Source organism: Leptospira perdikensis, assembly GCF_004769575.1.
GTDB lineage: Bacteria > Spirochaetota > Leptospiria > Leptospirales > Leptospiraceae > Leptospira_A > Leptospira_A perdikensis.
This window is the reverse complement of the sequence record NZ_RQGA01000002.1, coordinates 51005-70937: the sequence shown is the minus strand read 5'-3', so window position 1 is coordinate 70937 and position 19933 is coordinate 51005. Positions and strand designations below refer to the sequence as shown.

The window sequence follows — 19933 nt, the reverse complement described above, 5'->3', positions numbered from 1 at the left end:
TTTTCTCGGAAACGATGGTTCCAAAGGCAAATCAGATGCTAGATTGAGTAATTTTCCAAATTCCTGATTTGGCTGTTTCTTTCACATAAGTGCCAAAGTCTTTTGGTTTTCTGCCAAGTGCCAATTCCAAATCATTCACTACCGATTCGTTTCGTCCATCAAGAACTGTACGAAATAAATAATCAATGAGCCAAAGTACATCTTCAGGAAGACCAAAACCCTTTAAGGTTGTGATATAATCATCTAATGGAAGTTCTTCGATAGGAATGGATTGGTTTGTTGTTTCCGCTATCTTTAAAATAACATCCTGAAAACTCAAAAGTTCAGGGCCTGTCAATTCATACACCTTGTTACGATGTTTGTCTGTCACCAGTGATTCAAAAGCTAGATCGGCAAGATCATCCAAATCCACAAATGGTTCCTTAACTGTTAACCTAGGTAACAAAACCCTTCCTCCTAAGATTTGGTTCAGGAACATTCCTTCGCTAAAATTTTGCAAGAACCAACTCGAACGAAGGATAGTCCACTCCAACCCTGAATTTTGTACAACTTGTTCGCAAGTCTCTGCTTCCGGTTCCCCCCTACCCGATAACAAAACCAGCCGTTTCACTTGATGTTTTTTACAAACTCTCACCAATGTTTGGATCGCACTTAGCGAAGAAGGAACTGCTAAATCTGGCTGGAAGCTGATATAAACTAAATCGACCCCCTGGATGACGGTTTCCCAATCCTCTGGTTTTTCCCAGTCAAAGGCCGGTGTTTCTTTTCTTGATCCCAATCGAACAGGATAACCTGCTGCTTTAAGTTTGGATAGGATTCTTGATCCAGTTTTTCCACTGGACCCAATGATAAATGTTAATGGTTTCATAACCATAAGGATACAGGAACCTGCATTTTAAAAATTGGACAAACCCGACAGAACTTAAATTTTTTCTCGGAACCGAAAAGGTTTTTGTTTGGTAAAGGATTTGAATTGGCGAATGAAATGGGACTGATCAGAATACCCACTCGCATAGGCAATATCAGTTAATTTTGAATTTTGATCACCATTTAACTCAAGTAAGCTTGCCTGAAACCGAATGATGGTTGAAAATTGTTTCGGGGTAAGTCCCACATAATTCTGAAACCTTCTCTGCAAAGTTCTTTCCGACAGACCATGTTTTTTGGATAACTTTCCGACTTCACAAATTCCCTTAAGATCTAAAATCTCTTCCATACAAGCATGTAAAACAGGATCTGGTCGAAACCTCTCTCCTTTTTGTATAATGTATTCGACCAAAGCAGATGATGCCAAAGTCGGAGAAAAACGGTCAATCGCCGACTGAAAGTTAGGTTCATTTACCCATTCCGCAGGAGAAATGGTCCAACAAGAATTGGTAAGTTCGAGTATAGGGATTCCTAAGGTTTCTTCTACAACGGCAGGAAAAAGTTGTACCATAACAAAGAAAAATGGACCTTCGATCTGAATACGAATGGGTTCAATAGTTTGTCCGTAAACAAAAACAGGATCCATCACTTTGGATTCAGAACCTACAAAAACAGTGACAGGGTTTTCTGAATGGAAAAATACAATCCCTGGAAATCCATCTGCATAAAAAGGGAGGTTGTATTCTTCTTTTGAGTCTGACTCAAATACATATACCGATTGTATGAGAGTTTTTTCCTTCGAGTTTAGATTCGGTTGGGATACTTTCATATCAGATTTCGATTCTGACGATTCCACTTCATCGGCGCTACTCTAAAATTGATTCCGCTTCATCAGAGTCCTTAGACTATGATTTTGTATCTTTGGTTGTGTTTTTTATAAATGAAATGGACAGAAGTTCAAGACCAATATAACAGATGTATGTAATTTTTAAAATTTAAATCGCAATTTTAATTTTTTCCCCATTTACACTGAAGAGGCGAAAAAGGGAATGTGTTCTTAATGGTGCAACTATCAATTCTTGATCTTGTTTTTATCAACGAAGGAAACAATCCCAACATGGCTCTTTCCAACTCTGTGCGAGTTGCAAAGGTTGCAGAGGACTTAGGTTATCATCGCATTTGGGTAGCAGAACATCATAACTTCCCTGCTATCGCCAGTGCAGCCACCTCCGTAGTGATTGGTCATTTGGCAGGGCATACCAAGAAAATTCGGATTGGTGCAGGTGGAATCATGTTACCCAACCATTCTCCCCTTGTTATCGCAGAACAATTTGGAACCTTAGAAAGTTTGTATCCAGGAAGAATTGACTTGGGACTTGGTAGGGCACCGGGAACCGACCAACTCACCTTACGAGCATTACGTCGAGATCCGATGAGCTCACAACATTTTCCAGAGGATGTCAAAGAATTACTTTCCTATTTTGAAGACGACCAAAATCAATTACCAGTTCATGCAATCCCTGGAATGGGAACCAACGTACCTGTTTGGATTTTAGGATCGAGTTTATTCGGAGCACAATTGGCTGCTCTACTTGGTTTACCTTACGCTTTTGCATCTCATTTTGCACCGGCAGCTTTGATGGAAGCTATCTCCATTTACAGAAAACAATTTAGGCCATCCAAGTATTTGGATCAACCTTATGTAATGGTGGGTGTCAATGTGATTGCGGCAGACACTGACAAGGAAGCAAAATTTTTATTTACCAGCTCCCAACAATCCTTCACCCGCATCCTTCGGAACCGACGAGGTACATTCCCACCACCAATCGAAGATATCGAAACTTATTGGAGTCCAGAAGAAAAACAAATCGCCTCACAAATGTTATCCTATTCTGTTGTTGGTTCTAGAGAAACGGTAAAATTAGGACTCACTAAAATATTAGAAGAAACTAAGGCGGATGAACTGATGACGGTGACTTCTGTTTACGATACAGATGCCAAAATTCGTTCCTTAGAAATTTTAGCTGGCATTGAGATCTAAACGACCTACTTAAGGATAAGTATGAAATACAAATCTCAAATCCTCTTTATTTTGCCCTTAGTTTTGTTATTTTTTTCGACGGAGTTCTGTTCTCGAGGTTGGTTACGCACAAAAATCAAGGAACGGTTCGAAAAAAGAATGGAAGAAAAACCAGCGCCCATTGCCTCTTCTGACCTAACTAAAAAAATCGAAACACCAGGTGATTATACATTTACCTTCACTCATGCGGACATTCCCCGTTATTATAAAGTCCATGTTCCCAAATCCTATTCTCTAAACAAACCGACTCCCCTTCTTTTTGTATTTCACGGAGGTGGAGGTGATATGGACATCCAATCCAATGAAGAGTATTACCACCAAATTTCTAAATCCGAAGAAAATGGCCATATCACCATTTTTCCGAATGGTTATAGTAAGTTCAAATCCGGGAAAATTGCTACATGGAATGCAGGCAACTGTTGTGCAGATGCTCGAGACAAAAAAATAGACGATGTTGGATTTGTGAAAGAAATATTAAATTTTGCCACAAAACAACTGCAAATCGACAAATCCAAAGTATACGCAACTGGTATGTCTAATGGTGCGATGATGAGTTATCGTCTTGCTTGCGAAATGACAGACCAATTCACTGCTATCGCAACCGTTGCCGGAACCGATAACACCATAACCTGTCATCCAACAAAACCAATTTCCGTATTACATATCCACGCCAAAGATGATGATAAAGTATTGTTCTATGGAGGTGCTGGTAAAAGTTTCCGAGATAGATCGCTTGTGACAGACTTTGTTTCTGTCCCCAAAACCATCACCCAATGGATCAAGTTTAATGGCTGTAATCAAACACCCAAACGTGTATTAGACGAACCAGAAGTCACTTGTGATGAATATAACGAATGTAAGAATGGTGTGAAAGTAAAACTTTGTGTCACAGAATCAGGAGGCCATTCCTGGCCAGGTGGTAAAAAACCTTCGTTTTTCTTTGGAGGTGCTACTCCTTCGAAAGCCATCATAGCCAATGATATGATGTGGGACTTTTTTACTGAGAAATGATAACAAAACACTTTTAGTATGTCTTATTTTAGATATACTAATTGATAAAACACTTCCAAGTTCCTACAAGTTTTCCTTTTCTAAAAAGGACTACTTCGCCCATCTCTGCCATTACCTTTTCACTTTGTGTGGGGCGATAAAAAACATAATCATCAGGTTGTAAATTTGTGGCACGACTCCCATTCAAAATCCCTTGGTTTGTACTCGCACCATAAAGGCTGTTATCAAAAAGACCTTTTGGGGATTCTTTTTTTGCAAGATAAGCACCACCATAAGTAAAATAAGTAACTTGTAAGTTAGGATTCCATAATGCAAACAAAGACGATAAAGATTCTAAAAATGGAATGGTTGTTCCTTCTAATCTTTTTAGAACAGGGGCAGCAATGAAAAAAGCTGGTTTGTGTTCCGTGAGTGTACTCACATCAAAATCCGTAGGCATTACAAGGGCCGATCCTACAGAAACATCATTCACAACATGATTGTTCTTCTGATAAAAACGATAAGTTTTGCTACCGCCACCATTTAAAAGAAGTTCCTTACCAAATAATGAAGGAAAGTATTCTTTACCCGAGGTTACAAATCCTTCATACCTGGACAAAGATAATTGGATTTCTCTTTCGATCGCATCATTTTTTTCACCAAAAAGATTAGGAACAGAAGTTACATGAGGTTCATAACCCATAAACCCATCGAACTCTAAATTGGCTTGATTTGCCTGAATCAGAGAAAGCGTTTTTTTCGTTTCTTCTGGATTTAAAAATCCACCGCGATGGAGCCCTACATCAATTTCTAAGACAACATGTAATTTTATATTTTTCGATTTTCCAAATTCCAAGTATTGGTTCAGTCTTGTTTCTGTATCTACCAACCAATGGATCTTTTGAAAACGATCCACCTTTGTTTTTTTATATATATCTTCCAATGCACGAAGGGGCATGGGTTTACCAAGAAGAATATCAAAAGTAGAAAACTCGGGTTCACCGAGTAACATTACCAAATCGCCAGAATGGAAAACCATAAGACGATTGGTTTTTGTAGCTTTTGTAATATAACGAAGAATATCTAGTGATGGAAGGGACTTCACCACTATTCTATAATGTAACGGAGGTGGGATGTTTTTAGAAAGGGTCGATAAATTTTCATCCAACCGATCCAAATCCAAAATGACAACCGGTTTTCCAAAACCATTTGTTTTCAGTTCTTGGTTTAGATTAGAAAAGTAATCCTGATAAGCAAAACCTTCATCCTTCGGCCGTAAGAACAAAACAAAAACAAATCCAATTAGTAGAAAAAGAAAGATACGAAAGGAACGGATTTTGAACATAAAATACCAGGTGGAAACGATGAGATTATGGTTTGTTTGGTAAAAATAATTTACCAAACAAACTTAGAATCAAGTTATTTTTCTGTGAGATAACTCCAAGGAGTCTCAGTAAAAGATTTTTTAGAATCTTCTTTAAATTCTTTCAACGTTTCTTCGTCTTTTGTATGAGATACCAAAGTTCCAAGTAAATCTACAGCAAAGAAATTTCCAAACAATCCAGTTTTCTCCAACATTCCAGGTTTTAAAATGTTCGCATAATGTTTTTGGTTTTCATCTGCTTGTGCAAATTCTTTGTTTGTGTCGACAAGAAAACTTCCCATATAAGCCAACTGACCTGCAGCTACTTTAGTTTTAGATTTTTCTGCAGTTTCTTTGTTTGTGATTACAGTAAATATAGTTTTTCCACCACCGGATGATGTTGTTACAGTAACGTTACCAGAAGTAGTTGAAGAAGTTTGTTGAGCTTGTTGTTCTACTTCATATTCGAAAGCCACAACCACGTATTCACCTGGTTCTACGTTTAGGTAGTAAGTTATACCACGATCAGCCCAATTGGAAGCAATGACCGGAGTTTTGGAGATTAGGGTTTGACCAGGATTTACTTTTTTATCAACACGTACGACATGAACGCGCGATGCAGATTTACTGCCGAGAAATTGTTTTACCCTTACTTCAACAGCCAAAACGGAGCTGTCTTTTGCTGCGGGATTTTGTGTAGGAATAGACTTACATCCAACTGCGATGAATATCAAAATCATCAATGGGAGTATCTTGTTAAATTTCATAAGGGATCCTTTATACCTATAGAATGATTTGGCAATCAAAACATTACCGGAAGAGTTGTAAATAGAAAAACTTGTTGTCGTTATACGAAGACAAAAACACCTATTTTTTGTTATCTGATGCCCCTGGTTTTCTTTTTTTTTAGCATTTTGGCTTAATTTTTATCACAAAATAAGTGTTCTGTTTTCAGTCGCTTAACATTCAGCTAGTCTGCCCCAAGCAAACACTCGTTCTCCTCCTCAAAAAAGGAAATTCATTACGATTTAGTACCAATTTTACCAATTGTTTTTTTCGAATGGATTCAGTTTTCCCAGATTTTTAGGCTTCAGAACAAAAATAAATCGAGCGACGATCCTCTGTTCATTCGAACCGTTCCGCTGAATCTAATTCTTCGATTCCTTTTTTTTCACTGCCAAATTAGAAATTTTTCTAAACCTAGCCAGATTTGTCCTACCTACCGAGTATTCTGGTTCTTAGAGGTTAACAAACATGGAATACATTGAATCCCTACTCGATGAGTATTATGATCTTTCTTTGAAACTGGCGGCACTTGGTGGCCCAACAAACCATTCAGAACTATACGATGAAATTCTGTCCATTGAAGAAGAAATTTGTTGGGAATGTTCCCTTCCAGCATCCGCGAAGAACCGCCAACTCTTTCAATTCTTTAATCCGAACGAATCGAAAGAGACAAACATTCAGAATTCTCTCCAATCTTTGGAACGAACAAGGGCCAAATACTTTTATAAACCAGAAAAAACTTTTTTTCAGTATACCGAAACGGAAAACGATATCAAAAATATAAGAGTCCCTATGATTAATGGTACTTTTTACGAATTTTTGTATCCTGTTTGAATCCTTAGTCAGTTCACATACTAAAAATTTACCGAGGGCTTCCAGTTTAGGGAGCCACTAGGAAAACTCTTTTTCAAGTCGATCAAATCCTGCGTTTGTACCTTCTACACGACCACGGACTTCTTCATCCAAATTGAACACATTTTTACTATCAGGATCGTTCAAGAGGATAATCTGTTCGGTAAACAACATTTTGGTTCTGCCAACAACAGGTGATTCAAATAAAACCGTCACAAGAGATACAGAGATCCGAATATCATTTACATACATACCAAAAGCATAGACAATTCTTTCATTGGGGATGATATCATAAAAGGTTGCATCAAAAACATGCCGACTTCCTGAAGGTGTTACGACTAAATTAGATTCTTTTCCGCCGACTTTAAAGTCCAAATTGAATTCGACAGTCTTCCAATCGTCATGGCATGCGAACCATCTTCGTTTGGAATCTGCATTGGCCCAAGCAGCAAAAGATCGTTCTTTAGAAGCAGGTAAAATCCTTTCAATAGTAAATGTTGAGTGTGTTACTTGACCTTCTTTCATTTTATTCTCCGTCGGAATCCTCATCCGATGATTCGATTAAAAATTTTCCCAACCGATCAAAACTTCTGTTCCAAGCGGCCTTTCTATCAGCCATCCATAAATCGATTGCTGAAAGTCGACTCTTATCCAATTGATATGTACGAACCCTACCTAACTTTTCTGAAATAACTATACCACCATCTTCCAAAACTTTTAAATGTTTCAAAGCAGACGGTAAAGCCATGTTTAAAGGTTCTGCCAATTCTTTGACAGAAAGAGGTCCAAAACTCAATCGTTCCACCATAGACAAACGACTCCTATCCGAAAGAGCATGAAAGATGTTTTCTAAACCAATGGCATTAGTCTTCATAAAGCGATATGAGTCATTGTTTTATATATTTGATATTGATCCTTATTTTTTTTCATTTAAAAACCTTTTGGGAATTTTATCAAAAAGTGGATACATATGAAAATAGGGTGAGGCTTCAACTATCGTACGTTTTACGGACTGCCTTTCTAATAATCTTTCAAAATAAGCGGTAAGTTTTGGATGTGTATTACGAAAACTTAAAATCGTATCCGCATAAAACAAAGCAGGAACTGCCGAACAGTCTGCCATACTAAAATTATCACTAACAACAAAGGAATGAGATTGTAATTGTCCCTCCAACATATCATAAGCAATAGGCAATCTCTGGTATGCTTGTTCCACTCCGAGTTTGTCGTTTTGCCCCTCTGGCCGCAAACGATCGACAACAATCTTCTGCATCGGTTCGCTGATATAAAGATCAAAAAAACGATCCCAAAGCCTTGTCTCGAGAGCCAATGAAAAATCCGAAGGAATGAGTTTTACTTTGCCGGGATAAAATTCATTTAAATATTCAATGATGATGGAAGTCTCAGGGATTGTTTTCTCTCGTTTTCTATCCCGAAGCAATGGAATTTTACCCACAGGCCAATAGGCCAAAAGTTCCGCGCTAGACTCTTCTTGCATTAAATCCACGATCCGGGATTCAAATTCTGTATCATTTTCATAAAGGGCGATGAGAACCTTATGGCAAAAGGAAGCGAGAGGGTGAATGTAAAGTAATAGGTCTGGGGTTTGATAGTTATCCATTTGGAAAACTATCAAAGAACCCTCAAAAGTTGGCAAGTAAAATAGTTTCCCAAATGGATAACTATTTATAAAAATATATCCTGTGAAATAGGTAAGTGAGTTTCGAATTTTAGTGGCTCGAAATCGAAAGGAACTTTCCTTATTGGATACTAGTAAAAATCTCACTCACTTAAGAATTCCAGTCGCAGGAAAAAGAAACGGGCAAACCTTCTCTTACCTGACTACCTATTCAAAAAACGAAAATCCGACCTAAGAAATTCCAAACATGACATTTGGGATAGGCCCTTTCCCCCACTCATGACATCCAGGACATGGTAAACGAAACGAGTTCATGTTATTTTGGGAGCATGAAAACATTTAAACCAATTCAAAAACATTTGGAGAGGATTCGTAATAGAGGAATTCAGTTTGTTCGTTGGAACCTTTTGGTCCTACTCATCACAGGACTTTCTCTTTTCTTCTTAAAATGCGAAGGTAAATCTTCCGGAAAGGAAACACATTTGGTTCCTATCTTACTTGCCTCTGATCCGAACACAACCTCTCAACTAGGAAACAACCAAGGGGGATCTGCAGGAACGGAGCTTCCGATTGCTGTGGAAGATACTTCTGCCGGTGTTCCCATCCTCAATGAAATCACTTACATCACAAATGATGCGAATCCAGCGGATGATCCCTATTCCACCAAAGGTTTACTTCAATTTCAAAAATCGAGTGTGAGTTTTCAGAAACCTGTCCCTGCAAATACTGAGGTCTCCCTCTACTTCGGTAAAAAAAATATGGAACTCCAACCCGATGGAACGGTGACAAATGCACTTCAGTCCCTCAAACGAACTGCTGCCAACTTCAGTGGTTATACTTATCTTACCGATGCCGACAAAAAAATCAAAGTATTCGTAGTGGCAAAAAATCAATTTGGAGTTTCCACCAAACAACTAACGATAGGCCATCCAAGAAATTGTGCAAATGCATTAAAAATTCCGGCGACAGTTGGTGATTGTAATGATCATTGTTTTGATATAACAAAAATCGGTGATACTGTAGAAATTACTGCAAAATACAACCTTCCTATTGATGGAACATCCTTATATTTAGACTTAGTCGGATCAAGTCCCAGAAGTTTACCAGACAACATTGCAAAAGCAGTCAATTTAGAAATCCCCTCTCCCAAAGTTGGACTCCACACAGTCAAAACTAGTTTTAACATCTATGAAAAAGAATACCTTTGTACAAAAGTTATATCCTTTCTCACCATAGATCAACCTTTACGTTTTGCCATTGCACAAGGATATATTAGTATCCCCAATGATTGAGAGAGTCTTCAAAAAATCCAGATTTGACTTTGATGAAAATAAAAAATACAAATCTGGATCCGAGGTTCATTCAACGATTTTTATTTGGCTTTTTTCTCTAGGAACCTTATTTAATTGCGATCCTTCTACAATGGAAAACATCTGCGATACAAACTCGGGATCTTTTTCTAAAACTATGGCAGCAAAATCAATATTAGGTGACAATAGTGCACACTGCACCGTGAGTACCAAATCGGGAACAAGTGGGTTTACTATCGGAGGGAAAGTGTTAGGACTTACAGGAAGTGGATTGAGATTGATTTTAAATAAAGAAACTCTACTTTCTCTTCCCGCAGGAAGTGCGGAATTCTCCTTTCCTGATAAGATTCCGATTGGCACCGATTATGAAGTTAATTTTGTTAGACAAGCTCAAGGAAACTTTTGCGAGTTGGTAAACCCGATTGGAAAAATTTCCAATAAAGACATAAAAGAAATTGAAATCCATTGTTATCCATCGTGTAACAACTGTATCGTATACATAACACAGAACTCTTATCCTGCCAATATCGGTAAGGCATCTAATTTTGATTCATACTGCCAGTCCGATCCAAACTATCCTGGTACGGGCAGGTTCAAGGTCATGGTAGTCGACGGGGAATCACGACGAGCCAGTAATACTACAAATTTGGGAGACAAACAAATCGATTGGGTTTTTAAAGCGAACCAATCTTACGTTCGAGACAACGGCATAGGGATTGAGACCGCAAACGCAAATGGATTATTTACAGGTATCTCTACACCCATCACTGCCTTAACTTCGGATCATTGGACGGGGCTTAATCCGGATTGGACAACGAGTGCCAACGGAACTTGTAAAAAGTGGACAACAAACTCTCCTACCGAATCTGGAATTGTGGGGGACGCTTATACTCAAGATGTGGTGACACTCACGGCAGGAAAAGGTTCACAACTTTGCTCCGTCAATCACGAATTAGTTTGTGTAGAACAATAACAAAACTTTAAGCCAATAGAAGAATCCTTTATTTATCAGGCACATCTTCAACTAACTTTTGTTTTGATAAAAATACAGTCAAACGTTGCAATTGGTCTTTCGAAGTAGAATTGGATTCAGGAAGTACTTTTGAATAAATATTTTTCAAATGATTCCGCAAAGTTCCATCAGAAACATTCAGAATCAAACGAATGAACGAACGACTATGCCCTTCTGCAATCAATTCACAAATTCTCAATTCTTGTTTGGATAAACCAAAATCCCCAAGGGACAATGAAAAGGAAAAATTAGGTTTCTCATCTTTGAAAGTAGTTTTGAATAAATATGCGAAAAATAAAAGACTGGTTAAGGTAGTAACAATGGAAGTCGCCAATTCCTTAAAAGGAAATCCCGGAAGAATTCCTAAAACCAAAATTCCAACAAATAAACCAACAGCAAGTGAAATCAAAATAGAAGCAATTAAACTATAAACACTGGGTCTTGAGGCATTAAATCGGTTTAAATAAATGGAGAATAATACAGAAAGAGTTGCATCCACTACTGGATGAAAAGGGGGAAAATTAAATCCATACATCGGCAAAAAATTAGAAAAAAGGCCAAACCACCAAACACATAAAGCAATGATAAATGTTTTTCGATCAAAAAAGGAATTCCACTCCAATGGAGAGAGGACAAAATACAAAGAAATAGTGATCGCAAAAAAATGGACAGAACCACCAAGAATCCCACCAAAAACGGTAAGTAAAGGTGCCATTCCAAAGGAAAGTAACGCAAATTCATACACAAAATTCTTCGGTATCGACGAACAAAGTAAATCCACAATCAAAGCGTATATAGCAATGATTATGGTAGCTTTATTGAATAACTTTCGCCCCGTACAAAACGAACATAAAGAAACAAGCACAGGTGCCAGAAGAAAAAAAGAATGGCACTGAAAGATCCAAAAAGCCAAACCCGTAGTTTCATCCGGTGCAAGGCAAAGCGCAGCTGTTGCCGCATTCTGAACCCCTATGGTGAAATAAAACACACTCAGTAAACGATGGAAACGGTGGTCACGTGTTATGTTTTCGATAAAACAACTAACATTTGCCAAGGAAGCAAACAGAGGCACCAAAAAGAATATGTTAGTCAAACGGAATTCATCCTTCTAAACAAATAGAACAACTACCTAAATATTTTTTCCATCCAATTTTAAAAATTCCAAGTGATTGACTTATATGATTTTGTGATTCTATATTCGAAGGCCAACTTTTCCATACATTGGTAACAAAGACAATCGGCAAATTGTAAAGCTAAATAGTCCCTCTCTTCCAAACTAAGGGTCACTTTCGTACATTGACAGAGACTAATGGAACCAACTTTACATTCAAATATCCGAGAACAATTGGGACAAATTTTCTCCTCGTGTTTTAGGGATTCTTGCATTTGATCGAACCTTTTTTTGTTGGGTACTTTGGATTTTTCCAAGGTGTTTCTCCTCTAAACCCGGAACCACACAATCTCTGTTTGGTGGAGAATTGGACATTCCGGAATCATTTATCCGGGGCCCTTTTAGAAAATTTAGGAACGAATGATCGTTTACGGGCGATTCATTTGTGGGAAGATCCGACTTTTCCTTCCAAAAATTGGAAATAGAATTCACGGTTGCACCGTCAGTTGAGGAATTTCACCCCATTCCTCCCGGAATTGATTCTATTAAAAATCAAAGGGACGGATTCTGTCAATCAATCAGGGATGAATTGTCTTTCGATTTTAACAAAAACTCTGGAGGCATTTCATCCTTCAATTCAACACCAGAGATTTTCCTTCGAATGGATTCCTCTATGAGATACATGGTTTTTGCTACAGCACTTTCAAAACCAAAACCAGTCGGTCGAATATTAGAAATACAATTTCGACTTTCATCAGTTTTACCAACTTGCGGGCTATAGGTGATATAAACACCGAGACTATCAGCCGAAGACAAACCAGGCCTCTCTCCAATCACAACAATCGAAACTTTCGTATTCAAAATCTCTCCGATTTCATCTCCGATGGCAACCCGTCCTCCTTTAACCAATACCAAAGGTCCCAAAGTTAAACCTTTATTCTCAATGGCAGACATCAAAATCTTTAAAAAGGGAACCAAATTTTCATCCAGCGCCTTTGCCGAAAGCCCATCCACACAGGCAATCACCAAATCACAATCGCCAGCTAACGATTGCAAAAGCTCATGTGATTGCGAAGACAACTTTTTCCCTAAATCAGGTCGTAATAAATATTCTTCTTTTGAATGAACTTTAGTTTCTACAAATAAAGTTGGGATTTTTTTTGGTTTACCCAAAACTCCCAAATCCTCTTGTAGCTGTATAAAATTGGGACTGAGCAAGACAGCATCTCTAGCTCTCGCATGGTCCAACCGAAACCTTAACACTTCTTTGGTGGATATTGATCCTCCAAATCGTGTAAGTCCTATTCTTGCATTACTAAACTGTTTCCATTCGTCTAAAAAAGTCATAAATCTAGTTTCCCAATAAATCTTCGAGTAAAGTTAAATGCCGATTTTCTTTCGGTAAAAATCCATTTTGATTGGAAAAAATCCCTCTCTCGATTAACCAATGTTCGAACTCAGGTGCTGGTTTTAATCCCAAAACTTGGCGAAGGTACAAAGCATCATGAAAAGATGTACTTTGGTAAGACAACATAACATCATCAGCACCCGGGATCCCCATAATGTAAGTACAACCTGCAACACCTAATAAAGTTAGAAGTGTGTCCATATCATCTTGATCAGCCTCGGCATGGTTTGTATAACAAACATCCACACCCATCGGAAGTCCAAGTAACTTCCCACAAAAATGATCTTCCAAACCCGCCCTGATGATTTGTTTTCCATTGTATAAATATTCCGGGCCAATGAACCCAACGACTGTATTGACAAGGAGCGGAGAAAACTCTCTTGCCACTGCATAGGCTCTTACTTCTAACGTCTGTTGGTCGATCCCATGATTGGCACAGGCAGACAAAGCACTACCTTGACCCGTTTCAAAGTACATAACATTGTCACCGACAGTTCCCCTGCCGAGAGAAAGCGCCATCTCTCTTGCTTCTTTCAAAATAGAAAGGCTAACACCGAAACTTTTATTTAAATCTTCTGTTCCCCCAATCGATTGAAAAACTAAATCGAGAGGTGCTCCTCGTTTCATTACTTCCATCGAAGTTGTTACATGTGATAAAATACAAGACTGTGTAGGAATCGAATATTTTTGAATCAGGTTGTCCAACATTTCCAAAAGAGCAATTGATGTGGGAATATTGTCTGTTGCAGGATTAATTCCAATCACAGCATCTCCACTACCCAAAAGAAGTCCATCAAGTAGGCTTGCAGCAATTCCTTTTGGATCATCAGTGGGATGATTGGGTTGTAACCTTACTGAAAACCTTCCTCGTAAACCCAGAGTATTTCTAAATTTTGTGATCACACTAATTTTTTGACTCACCAAAATCAAATCTTGGTTAGACATGAGTTTGGATACGGCCGCTACCATCTCCGGAGTGATTCCCCATTGTATAGAACGAATCACCGCTTCGTCAGTAGTCTCGGCTAACAAAAAATCGCGAAATCCGCCCACAGTGAGATGAGATATTAATTTGAAATTTTCTTTATTATGCGAATCTAAAATAAGACGAGTCACCTCATCTTTGTTTGCTGGTATTAGTTCCACATTTAAAAATTCGGAAAGGTAAACATCAGCAAGTGTCATTTGAGCCGCCACTCTTTCTTCCTGACTGACCGCCGATAACCCTGCAAGAACATCTCCAGAACGATGAGGACTTGCCTTTGCTAAAAGATCTTTTAATTCAGGGAAAAAATAAGTTTTGGAACCAAGGATGATACGATAACCCATACCACAATACTATCTCAATGAGAAAAATTCGGACAGAACTTTTCCGCACTTTCTCCTTGTTCTTTTTTAGCGTTCCCCATCTTTCCTAAACCCACCTAATATTCATTAGGGGCCGAGCTCGTCCGGGGTGCGCTTTCGCTCCCGTCCCTCACTTACGTTTGAGTGACCAAGCCCTTCCGATCTCTAACGCGAGAGGAATCTTCTCTAAAAACTGAAAACCCACACAACTGGGGACCTGGACCGAAGATCCAAAGACGCCACCATCCTCCCGGAAGCACCGACCGAAAAACGAACGGAATAAAGAATTAGATTCAGATTTTTTTTCCGTTCGCATTGACAGATTCTCGTTTTTCTCTCCTTAACAGCATAAATTTAGACTAAATCTAAAAAATGGCTTGATTTGTATCTCTAGACTTATTCTAAATTTAAATTAAATCTAGAAAGTGAGGGACAATATGAGAACAACAAACATTTCTGCAATTGCCATTTTGGTGCTTGCTCTAAGCCCACTGGGAGCTGCGGACACCAAAGAATCGTCGAGTTCTACGGATCGCCAAACGATATCCAATCAGTTTTGGTGGCCAGAACGACTCGATTTAGCACCACTCCGCCAACACAGTGCGGAATCAAATCCGATGGGACGACAATACAATTACGCCAAAGAATTCAAAGACCTGGACATCCAAGTGGTCAAAGAAGAGATCAAAACTTTAATGAAAACCTCCCAAGATTGGTGGCCTTCTGACTATGGACACTACGGACCATTTTTTATCCGGATGGCTTGGCATAGCGCTGGAACTTATCGCATTGCAGATGGACGCGGAGGTGCTGGTGGTGGACAACAAAGATTTGAACCTCTCAATAGCTGGCCTGATAACGCCAACCTAGACAAAGCTCGTCGCCTACTTTGGCCGATCAAAAAGAAATATGGAAAAAAAATATCTTGGGCCGACCTTATGGTTCTTACTGGAAACGTAGCTCTCGAATCTATGGGTTTTAAGACTTATGGATTTGCTGGAGGAAGGACAGATGATTGGGAAGCTGACCTTGTCTATTGGGGCCCTGAAAAAAAATGGTTAGCCGACGAACGATATGAAGGCGATCGTAAGTTAAAGAATCCACTTGGTGCGGTTCAAATGGGATTAATTTATGTAAACCCAGAAGGTCCCAATGGAAATCCTGACCCATTAGCAGCCGCTAAAGACATTAGAGATACATTTGGCAGAATGGCAATGAACGATGAAGAAACTGTTGCTCTCATTGCCGGCGGTCACACTTTCGGGAAAGCTCATGGAAAAGCAGACCCATCCAAACACGTAGGAAAAGAACCAGCAGCTGCCGGAATCGAAGAACAAGGATTTGGTTGGAAAAATAACTTAAAAAAAGGAAATGCAGAAGATACCATCACCAGTGGTCTCGAAGGAGCATGGACAGCCAACCCAACCAAATGGACTACTCAGTATCTAAACAACCTTTTTGGTTTTGAATGGGTTCAGTCTAAAAGTCCAGCCGGTGCCATCCAGTGGATTCCGAAAGACGGTGCAGGAGCTAATATGGTTCCCGATGCCCATGACAAAACACTACGACATGCACCGATCATGTTTACGACTGACTTAGCATTGAAGTTTGATCCAAGTTACAAAGTCATCGCCAAAAAATTCCAAGAGAATCCAAAAGAGTTCGAACTTGCATTTGCTAAAGCATGGTTTAAACTCACACACAGAGATATGGGACCACTTTCCCGTTATATCTCAAAAGATTTACCAAAGGAACCACTAATTTGGCAAGATCCACTTCCAGCCGTAGATCATAAGTTAGTTGGACCAAAAGAGATTGATAACCTCAAAGGTAAAATTCTAAAATCGGGACTTACGATTCCAGAACTAGTAAGAACCGCTTGGGCATCTGCTGCCAGTTTTCGTAGCACAGACATGAGAGGGGGAGCCAATGGTGCGAGAATTCGATTGGCACCTCAAAAAAATTGGGCCGTGAATGATCCTGAGGAACTTACAAAAACCTTAAAAAAATTGGAAGAAATTCGATCCGATTTTAATGAATCAGGAAACAAAATCTCACTCGCTGATTTGATTGTCCTCGCTGGAAGTGCTGCCATTGAAGAAGCCGCAAAAAAAGCAGGAGAGAAAGTAACCGTTCCCTTCACACCCGGGAGAACGGATGCTACTGTGGAACAAACGGACGTATACTCCTTTTCGGTTTTAGAACCAAAGGCGGACGCATTTCGTAATTTCTATGGTGCTAGTAACTCACTTTCACCTACAGAGATGTTAGTGGATCGATCCAATCTACTTTCCCTTACCATTCCGGAGATGACAGTTCTTCTAGGAGGTTTACGAACTCTTGATGGTAATTCTGCCAAATCCAAACATGGTGTTTTAACCAATCGTCCAGGAGTTCTCAGTAACGACTTTTTTGTCAATTTACTCGATATGTCGACCAAATGGCAAAAATCTCCGCAAACAGAAGGCATTTACGAAGGTGTAGACCGCAAAACAGGCGCTAAAAAATGGACTGCCACTTCGGTAGATCTTATCTTTGGTTCGCATTCCGAACTTCGTGCCGTTGCAGAAATCTATGCAGCCGATGATGGTAAAGAAAAGTTTACAAAAGACTTTGTTAGTGCTTGGAACAAAGTAATGATGTTAGACCGGTTTGATGTGAAGAAGTAAAAATGCCCAAAACTTCACGTAAAACTTTTTTAACCAAGGCATTGTATTTGGTAACCTCTCTGGCTCTTCTTGAGAGAGGTTTAGGTTTTTCCTCAGAAGTCAGGGCAGAAAACAAACCCTCTGGATCCATTCCAGAGGGACTCGTCCCGGTTTCTGAAGCCGATCCAACTGCCAAAGCACTCGGTTTTCATCAAGATGCAAAACAAACAGACTTCGCTCTTTATCCCGAAAGAAAAGAACCCTCTGCCAAAAATCATTTTTGCAAACATTGTGTTCAATATACAAAATTAAATGAGGGATGGGGGAAATGTAATATCATCACTGCAGGCGCTGTATCTTCGTTAGGTTGGTGTTCCGCCTGGTCACAAAAAACATAATTTCTATCCGATCCCTTAGATCAGGGATACAAAAAGTCCTACTAATACAACTTTAGCAGGACTTTTATTTCCAAACACATTGTGTTAAATCTACCTTTTCAAAAATCCAAGGTTTGTGTGCATGTTTTGCATTTTTGTCTTCTATCAAATCAAAAGATTTTGCTTCGGAAGAAATACTTTGAAAATGTAAAGTAAAAGGAAGATTCTTCATCTGGGTTCTTTTGGGACAAAACCCAACTCCCTCCGACTTTAGAAAAGAATAGGAAGTTCCTAAATCATCGCGAAAAACCATCCCCTCTTTTAATACACAAACCTTCTTCAATTCCTTAGTAAACAATTCCAGTTGGGTTTCGGTTTCAGAAATACAAACCTTACTTAGAACAACGACACCTAAAAATTCAGAATGTAGTTCACAACACTGCGGAGTTGGACTCCAAGCTCGTTTGGTAGAACTGGTTTTTTCCACGGGTTCTACTGCACTCTCTTTCACAGGTTCCGTGGAACAGGAAAACAACAAAACTAAACTACATAAGAATATCAGAATATACGTTTTCATAAAATTACCTTATATTTTAAACATTCGAAACAATGTAAAATTCACTTGGATTCCCAAAACTATAAAAGGTTCTTTTGGACTTGCATCCCTTTTTTCCTGTTTTTTTAGAAATACGGATCAACCAAAAAGATTTTTCAGACAGAATTTGGCATGAACCAAAAAACCCTAACCTCAATTGAGGAATCAAAATTTAAGGGGGATTGATTCCAGCTGTCACAATGGCACCAGGCAAAGTGCTCGTACCCACATTGCCACTGGAAACCAAACTTCCATCAACCTCGTTGATCCGAAACATATCAACTGTATTGGAAAAAAAATTGGTAACATACAAAAATTTACCTGAAGAGTCCGTAGTAATGGCAGATGGACCATCACCTGTTCCCATCAAATTTGTAGAACCTGGGGACAAAGTTCCACTCACAGGATCCACACTATAAATGGAAACAAAATCTGATCCTTGGTTTGTCATATAAAGAAATCTACCCGTTGGGTCGGAGGCAAGTGCTCTCGAATTTAAACCCATAGGATTAGTTGCTGGTAAAATTAAATTCATAAATCCAGTATTAGGATCTAATTGGTAAGTTAAAATATTGTTATCGATATCGTTTACTACATATAAAGTTTTACCATTCGAAAGTATCTCCAAGTTTCTTGGATAAGCACCACTAACGATTGATTGTATCACATTAGGATTTGGGATTCCTGTAGTTTGATCCACACGATAAGAATCAATTACCTTCCCATTATAATTAGGAACGTACAAAAAATTCCCAAACGGATCGATGGCGATACTGGAGGCACCAGTACTTGCAGGCATTGTATTGATTAATGTTAGATTTCCGGTCACACTATGAACCAAAAAGGTAGTAACGTTCACGGAATTTCTTATATATAGTATATTTTTTGAAGGATGATATGTAATTGCGAGAGGAGAAAATCCACCGCTGGCAATTGTTTCCACTAAAGTTAAATTTCCATTCGTTGGATTGATTGAAAACTGAGAGAGATCATTACTACTACGATTTACGACAGTAAGAAATTTTTGATCCGGACTGATCGCCATCGATTCCGGACCACCACCAGCAGCAATCGAACCATTGGAGGTAAGCACTCCTGAGTTTGCATTGATTGAATACAAATTCACTATTCCAGTGGTTGTATTTACAACATAAGCATATTTAGGAAAATACAATGACTTGATTATTAATGGAATTGTTGTCTGTTTATTACGATTACTGGCAGTAATCCAATATTTAGTAGAGTTCATTCCAAAAAGAGGAGTTCCAGAAATAGTACAATTCGACTCATTCAAAACCAATCCAGTCGGCAAACTAGGAGAAGATTGGCAATGTTCAATTGGTTCCGAAACAAATGGTTTCATTTGACCGATGGATTCATTTTGCCGTATGACCAAAAAATCAGTATTGTAACGCAGTCGCAATGGACTCAAACCTGAGAATAAAGGACACAAAAACAATCCATCATCAGAACCAAACTCTAACAAGGCGGTCATTGCAAAACTTTCACTCTCAGGATCACAAGTTGAATTTAATTGAGAAGGACTAC

General features: G+C 38.9%; 20 protein-coding genes. 7 read left to right on the top strand and 13 right to left on the bottom strand.

Translation table 11 applies throughout. The features are described from left to right. Window positions 1-31: 31 nt before the first annotated feature. Together EHQ49_RS01215 and EHQ49_RS01210 are read right to left on the bottom strand one after the other, a co-directional pair. Window positions 32-868 carry an SDR family oxidoreductase gene (locus tag EHQ49_RS01215; protein ID WP_135575564.1) on the bottom strand — a complete coding sequence of 279 codons (837 nt, stop codon included), beginning with the start codon at window positions 866-868 and terminating at the stop codon, window positions 32-34. A gap of 54 nt (window positions 869-922) precedes the next feature. After that, the gene (locus EHQ49_RS01210; RefSeq protein ID WP_135575562.1) at window positions 923-1696 is read right to left on the bottom strand and encodes a helix-turn-helix domain-containing protein; all 774 of its coding nucleotides are present in this window, start codon (window positions 1694-1696) and stop codon (window positions 923-925) included. 231 nt (window positions 1697-1927) lie between these two features. On the opposite strand from EHQ49_RS01210, the gene EHQ49_RS01205 reads away from it, so the two are divergent. Continuing rightward, window positions 1928-2908 carry an LLM class flavin-dependent oxidoreductase gene (locus EHQ49_RS01205; RefSeq protein ID WP_135575560.1) on the top strand — a complete coding sequence of 327 codons (981 nt, stop codon included), beginning with the start codon at window positions 1928-1930 and terminating at the stop codon, window positions 2906-2908. Window positions 2909-2929: 21 nt separating this feature from the next. Further along, entirely contained in the window at window positions 2930-3958 is a 1029-nt protein-coding gene (locus EHQ49_RS01200; RefSeq protein WP_135575558.1) for an extracellular catalytic domain type 1 short-chain-length polyhydroxyalkanoate depolymerase, read from the top strand. Between the two features lie 37 nt (window positions 3959-3995). Here the strand turns inward: EHQ49_RS01200 and EHQ49_RS01195 are convergent, their stop codons facing one another. Next, window positions 3996-5282: an alanine racemase gene (locus EHQ49_RS01195; protein ID WP_135575556.1), complete on the bottom strand. Its 1287-nt coding sequence runs from the start codon at window positions 5280-5282 to the stop codon at window positions 3996-3998. A 74-nt stretch (window positions 5283-5356) separates the two neighbouring features. Continuing rightward, window positions 5357-6067 (bottom strand): hypothetical protein, encoded by a 711-nt coding sequence (locus tag EHQ49_RS01190; RefSeq protein ID WP_135575554.1) that lies wholly within the window; start codon window positions 6065-6067, stop codon window positions 5357-5359. A 487-nt stretch (window positions 6068-6554) separates the two neighbouring features. On the opposite strand from EHQ49_RS01190, the gene EHQ49_RS01185 reads away from it, so the two are divergent. Continuing rightward, window positions 6555-6920 (top strand): hypothetical protein, encoded by a 366-nt coding sequence (locus EHQ49_RS01185; RefSeq protein WP_135575543.1) that lies wholly within the window; start codon window positions 6555-6557, stop codon window positions 6918-6920. Between the two features lie 57 nt (window positions 6921-6977). Here the strand turns inward: EHQ49_RS01185 and EHQ49_RS01180 are convergent, their stop codons facing one another. From EHQ49_RS01180 to EHQ49_RS01170, 3 genes are read right to left on the bottom strand one after another with little or no spacing between them, the layout of a single operon-like run. Continuing rightward, a complete protein-coding gene (locus EHQ49_RS01180) occupies window positions 6978-7463 on the bottom strand; it encodes an SRPBCC family protein (protein ID WP_135575541.1) in 486 nt (161 codons plus the stop codon). Window position 7464: 1 nt separating this feature from the next. Then, window positions 7465-7812 (bottom strand): ArsR/SmtB family transcription factor, encoded by a 348-nt coding sequence (locus EHQ49_RS01175; RefSeq protein ID WP_135575539.1) that lies wholly within the window; start codon window positions 7810-7812, stop codon window positions 7465-7467. A gap of 42 nt (window positions 7813-7854) precedes the next feature. Beyond that, complete coding sequence (locus EHQ49_RS01170) at window positions 7855-8724, bottom strand: glutathione S-transferase family protein (RefSeq protein WP_244241291.1); 870 nt, start codon at window positions 8722-8724, stop codon at window positions 7855-7857. A 182-nt stretch (window positions 8725-8906) separates the two neighbouring features. Between EHQ49_RS01170 and EHQ49_RS01165 the strand changes: the two genes are divergently transcribed. After that, window positions 8907-9869, top strand: a complete 963-nt coding sequence (locus tag EHQ49_RS01165) for a hypothetical protein (protein ID WP_135575537.1) — start codon at window positions 8907-8909, stop codon at window positions 9867-9869. Next, entirely contained in the window at window positions 9862-10860 is a 999-nt protein-coding gene (locus EHQ49_RS01160) for a DUF1554 domain-containing protein (RefSeq protein WP_135575535.1), read from the top strand. Before EHQ49_RS01165 ends, EHQ49_RS01160 begins: the two co-directional genes overlap by 8 nt. A gap of 28 nt (window positions 10861-10888) precedes the next feature. On the opposite strand, the gene EHQ49_RS01155 is transcribed toward EHQ49_RS01160, so the two are convergent. The 4 genes from EHQ49_RS01155 to EHQ49_RS01140 all read right to left on the bottom strand — a co-directional run bounded on the left by EHQ49_RS01155 (window position 10889) and on the right by EHQ49_RS01140 (window position 14747). After that, on the bottom strand, window positions 10889-11992 hold the full coding sequence (locus tag EHQ49_RS01155; RefSeq protein ID WP_135575533.1) for a helix-turn-helix transcriptional regulator: 1104 nt from the start codon (window positions 11990-11992) through the stop codon (window positions 10889-10891). 59 nt (window positions 11993-12051) lie between these two features. Continuing rightward, window positions 12052-12285 carry a cysteine-rich CWC family protein gene (locus EHQ49_RS01150; protein ID WP_135575531.1) on the bottom strand — a complete coding sequence of 78 codons (234 nt, stop codon included), beginning with the start codon at window positions 12283-12285 and terminating at the stop codon, window positions 12052-12054. A 295-nt stretch (window positions 12286-12580) separates the two neighbouring features. After that, window positions 12581-13357 carry an ethanolamine ammonia-lyase subunit EutC gene (gene eutC, locus EHQ49_RS01145; protein WP_135575529.1) on the bottom strand — a complete coding sequence of 259 codons (777 nt, stop codon included), beginning with the start codon at window positions 13355-13357 and terminating at the stop codon, window positions 12581-12583. Between the two features lie 4 nt (window positions 13358-13361). Beyond that, window positions 13362-14747: an ethanolamine ammonia-lyase subunit EutB gene (locus EHQ49_RS01140; RefSeq protein ID WP_135575527.1), complete on the bottom strand. Its 1386-nt coding sequence runs from the start codon at window positions 14745-14747 to the stop codon at window positions 13362-13364. A gap of 455 nt (window positions 14748-15202) precedes the next feature. Between EHQ49_RS01140 and katG the strand changes: the two genes are divergently transcribed. After that, window positions 15203-17434 carry a catalase/peroxidase HPI gene (gene katG / locus EHQ49_RS01135; protein WP_135575524.1) on the top strand — a complete coding sequence of 744 codons (2232 nt, stop codon included), beginning with the start codon at window positions 15203-15205 and terminating at the stop codon, window positions 17432-17434. Between the two features lie 2 nt (window positions 17435-17436). After that, window positions 17437-17811: a high-potential iron-sulfur protein gene (locus EHQ49_RS01130; RefSeq protein WP_135575522.1), complete on the top strand. Its 375-nt coding sequence runs from the start codon at window positions 17437-17439 to the stop codon at window positions 17809-17811. Window positions 17812-17875: 64 nt separating this feature from the next. Here EHQ49_RS01130 and EHQ49_RS18765 read toward each other — a convergent pair whose 3' ends face one another. Both EHQ49_RS18765 and EHQ49_RS01120 read right to left on the bottom strand, forming a co-directional pair. Further along, complete coding sequence (locus tag EHQ49_RS18765; RefSeq protein ID WP_208732140.1) at window positions 17876-18367, bottom strand: hypothetical protein; 492 nt, start codon at window positions 18365-18367, stop codon at window positions 17876-17878. Window positions 18368-18557: 190 nt separating this feature from the next. Beyond that, window positions 18558-19880, bottom strand: a complete 1323-nt coding sequence (locus tag EHQ49_RS01120) for a lactonase family protein (RefSeq protein ID WP_135575520.1) — start codon at window positions 19878-19880, stop codon at window positions 18558-18560. Between the last annotated feature and the right edge of the window lie 53 nt (window positions 19881-19933).

What these genes read in the sequence shown, in the direction of transcription:
- EHQ49_RS18765 (WP_208732140.1), bottom strand. Translation starts at nt 18,367, where the DNA reads ATGAAAACGTATATTCTGATATTCTTATGTAGTTTAGTTTTGTTGTTT.
- EHQ49_RS01195 (WP_135575556.1), bottom strand. Translation starts at nt 5,282, where the DNA reads ATGTTCAAAATCCGTTCCTTTCGTATCTTTCTTTTTCTACTAATTGGA.
- EHQ49_RS01160 (WP_135575535.1), top strand. Translation starts at nt 9,862, where the DNA reads ATGATTGAGAGAGTCTTCAAAAAATCCAGATTTGACTTTGATGAAAAT.
- EHQ49_RS01200 (WP_135575558.1), top strand. Translation starts at nt 2,930, where the DNA reads ATGAAATACAAATCTCAAATCCTCTTTATTTTGCCCTTAGTTTTGTTA.
- EHQ49_RS01205 (WP_135575560.1), top strand. Translation starts at nt 1,928, where the DNA reads ATGGTGCAACTATCAATTCTTGATCTTGTTTTTATCAACGAAGGAAAC.
- EHQ49_RS01190 (WP_135575554.1), bottom strand. Translation starts at nt 6,067, where the DNA reads ATGAAATTTAACAAGATACTCCCATTGATGATTTTGATATTCATCGCA.
- EHQ49_RS01215 (WP_135575564.1), bottom strand. Translation starts at nt 868, where the DNA reads ATGAAACCATTAACATTTATCATTGGGTCCAGTGGAAAAACTGGATCA.
- EHQ49_RS01185 (WP_135575543.1), top strand. Translation starts at nt 6,555, where the DNA reads ATGGAATACATTGAATCCCTACTCGATGAGTATTATGATCTTTCTTTG.
- eutC (WP_135575529.1), bottom strand. Translation starts at nt 13,357, where the DNA reads ATGACTTTTTTAGACGAATGGAAACAGTTTAGTAATGCAAGAATAGGA.
- EHQ49_RS01150 (WP_135575531.1), bottom strand. Translation starts at nt 12,285, where the DNA reads ATGCAAGAATCCCTAAAACACGAGGAGAAAATTTGTCCCAATTGTTCT.
- katG (WP_135575524.1), top strand. Translation starts at nt 15,203, where the DNA reads ATGAGAACAACAAACATTTCTGCAATTGCCATTTTGGTGCTTGCTCTA.
- EHQ49_RS01130 (WP_135575522.1), top strand. Translation starts at nt 17,437, where the DNA reads ATGCCCAAAACTTCACGTAAAACTTTTTTAACCAAGGCATTGTATTTG.
- EHQ49_RS01120 (WP_135575520.1), bottom strand. Translation starts at nt 19,880, where the DNA reads ATGACCGCCTTGTTAGAGTTTGGTTCTGATGATGGATTGTTTTTGTGT.
- EHQ49_RS01140 (WP_135575527.1), bottom strand. Translation starts at nt 14,747, where the DNA reads ATGGGTTATCGTATCATCCTTGGTTCCAAAACTTATTTTTTCCCTGAA.
- EHQ49_RS01165 (WP_135575537.1), top strand. Translation starts at nt 8,907, where the DNA reads ATGAAAACATTTAAACCAATTCAAAAACATTTGGAGAGGATTCGTAAT.
- EHQ49_RS01180 (WP_135575541.1), bottom strand. Translation starts at nt 7,463, where the DNA reads ATGAAAGAAGGTCAAGTAACACACTCAACATTTACTATTGAAAGGATT.
- EHQ49_RS01210 (WP_135575562.1), bottom strand. Translation starts at nt 1,696, where the DNA reads ATGAAAGTATCCCAACCGAATCTAAACTCGAAGGAAAAAACTCTCATA.
- EHQ49_RS01175 (WP_135575539.1), bottom strand. Translation starts at nt 7,812, where the DNA reads ATGAAGACTAATGCCATTGGTTTAGAAAACATCTTTCATGCTCTTTCG.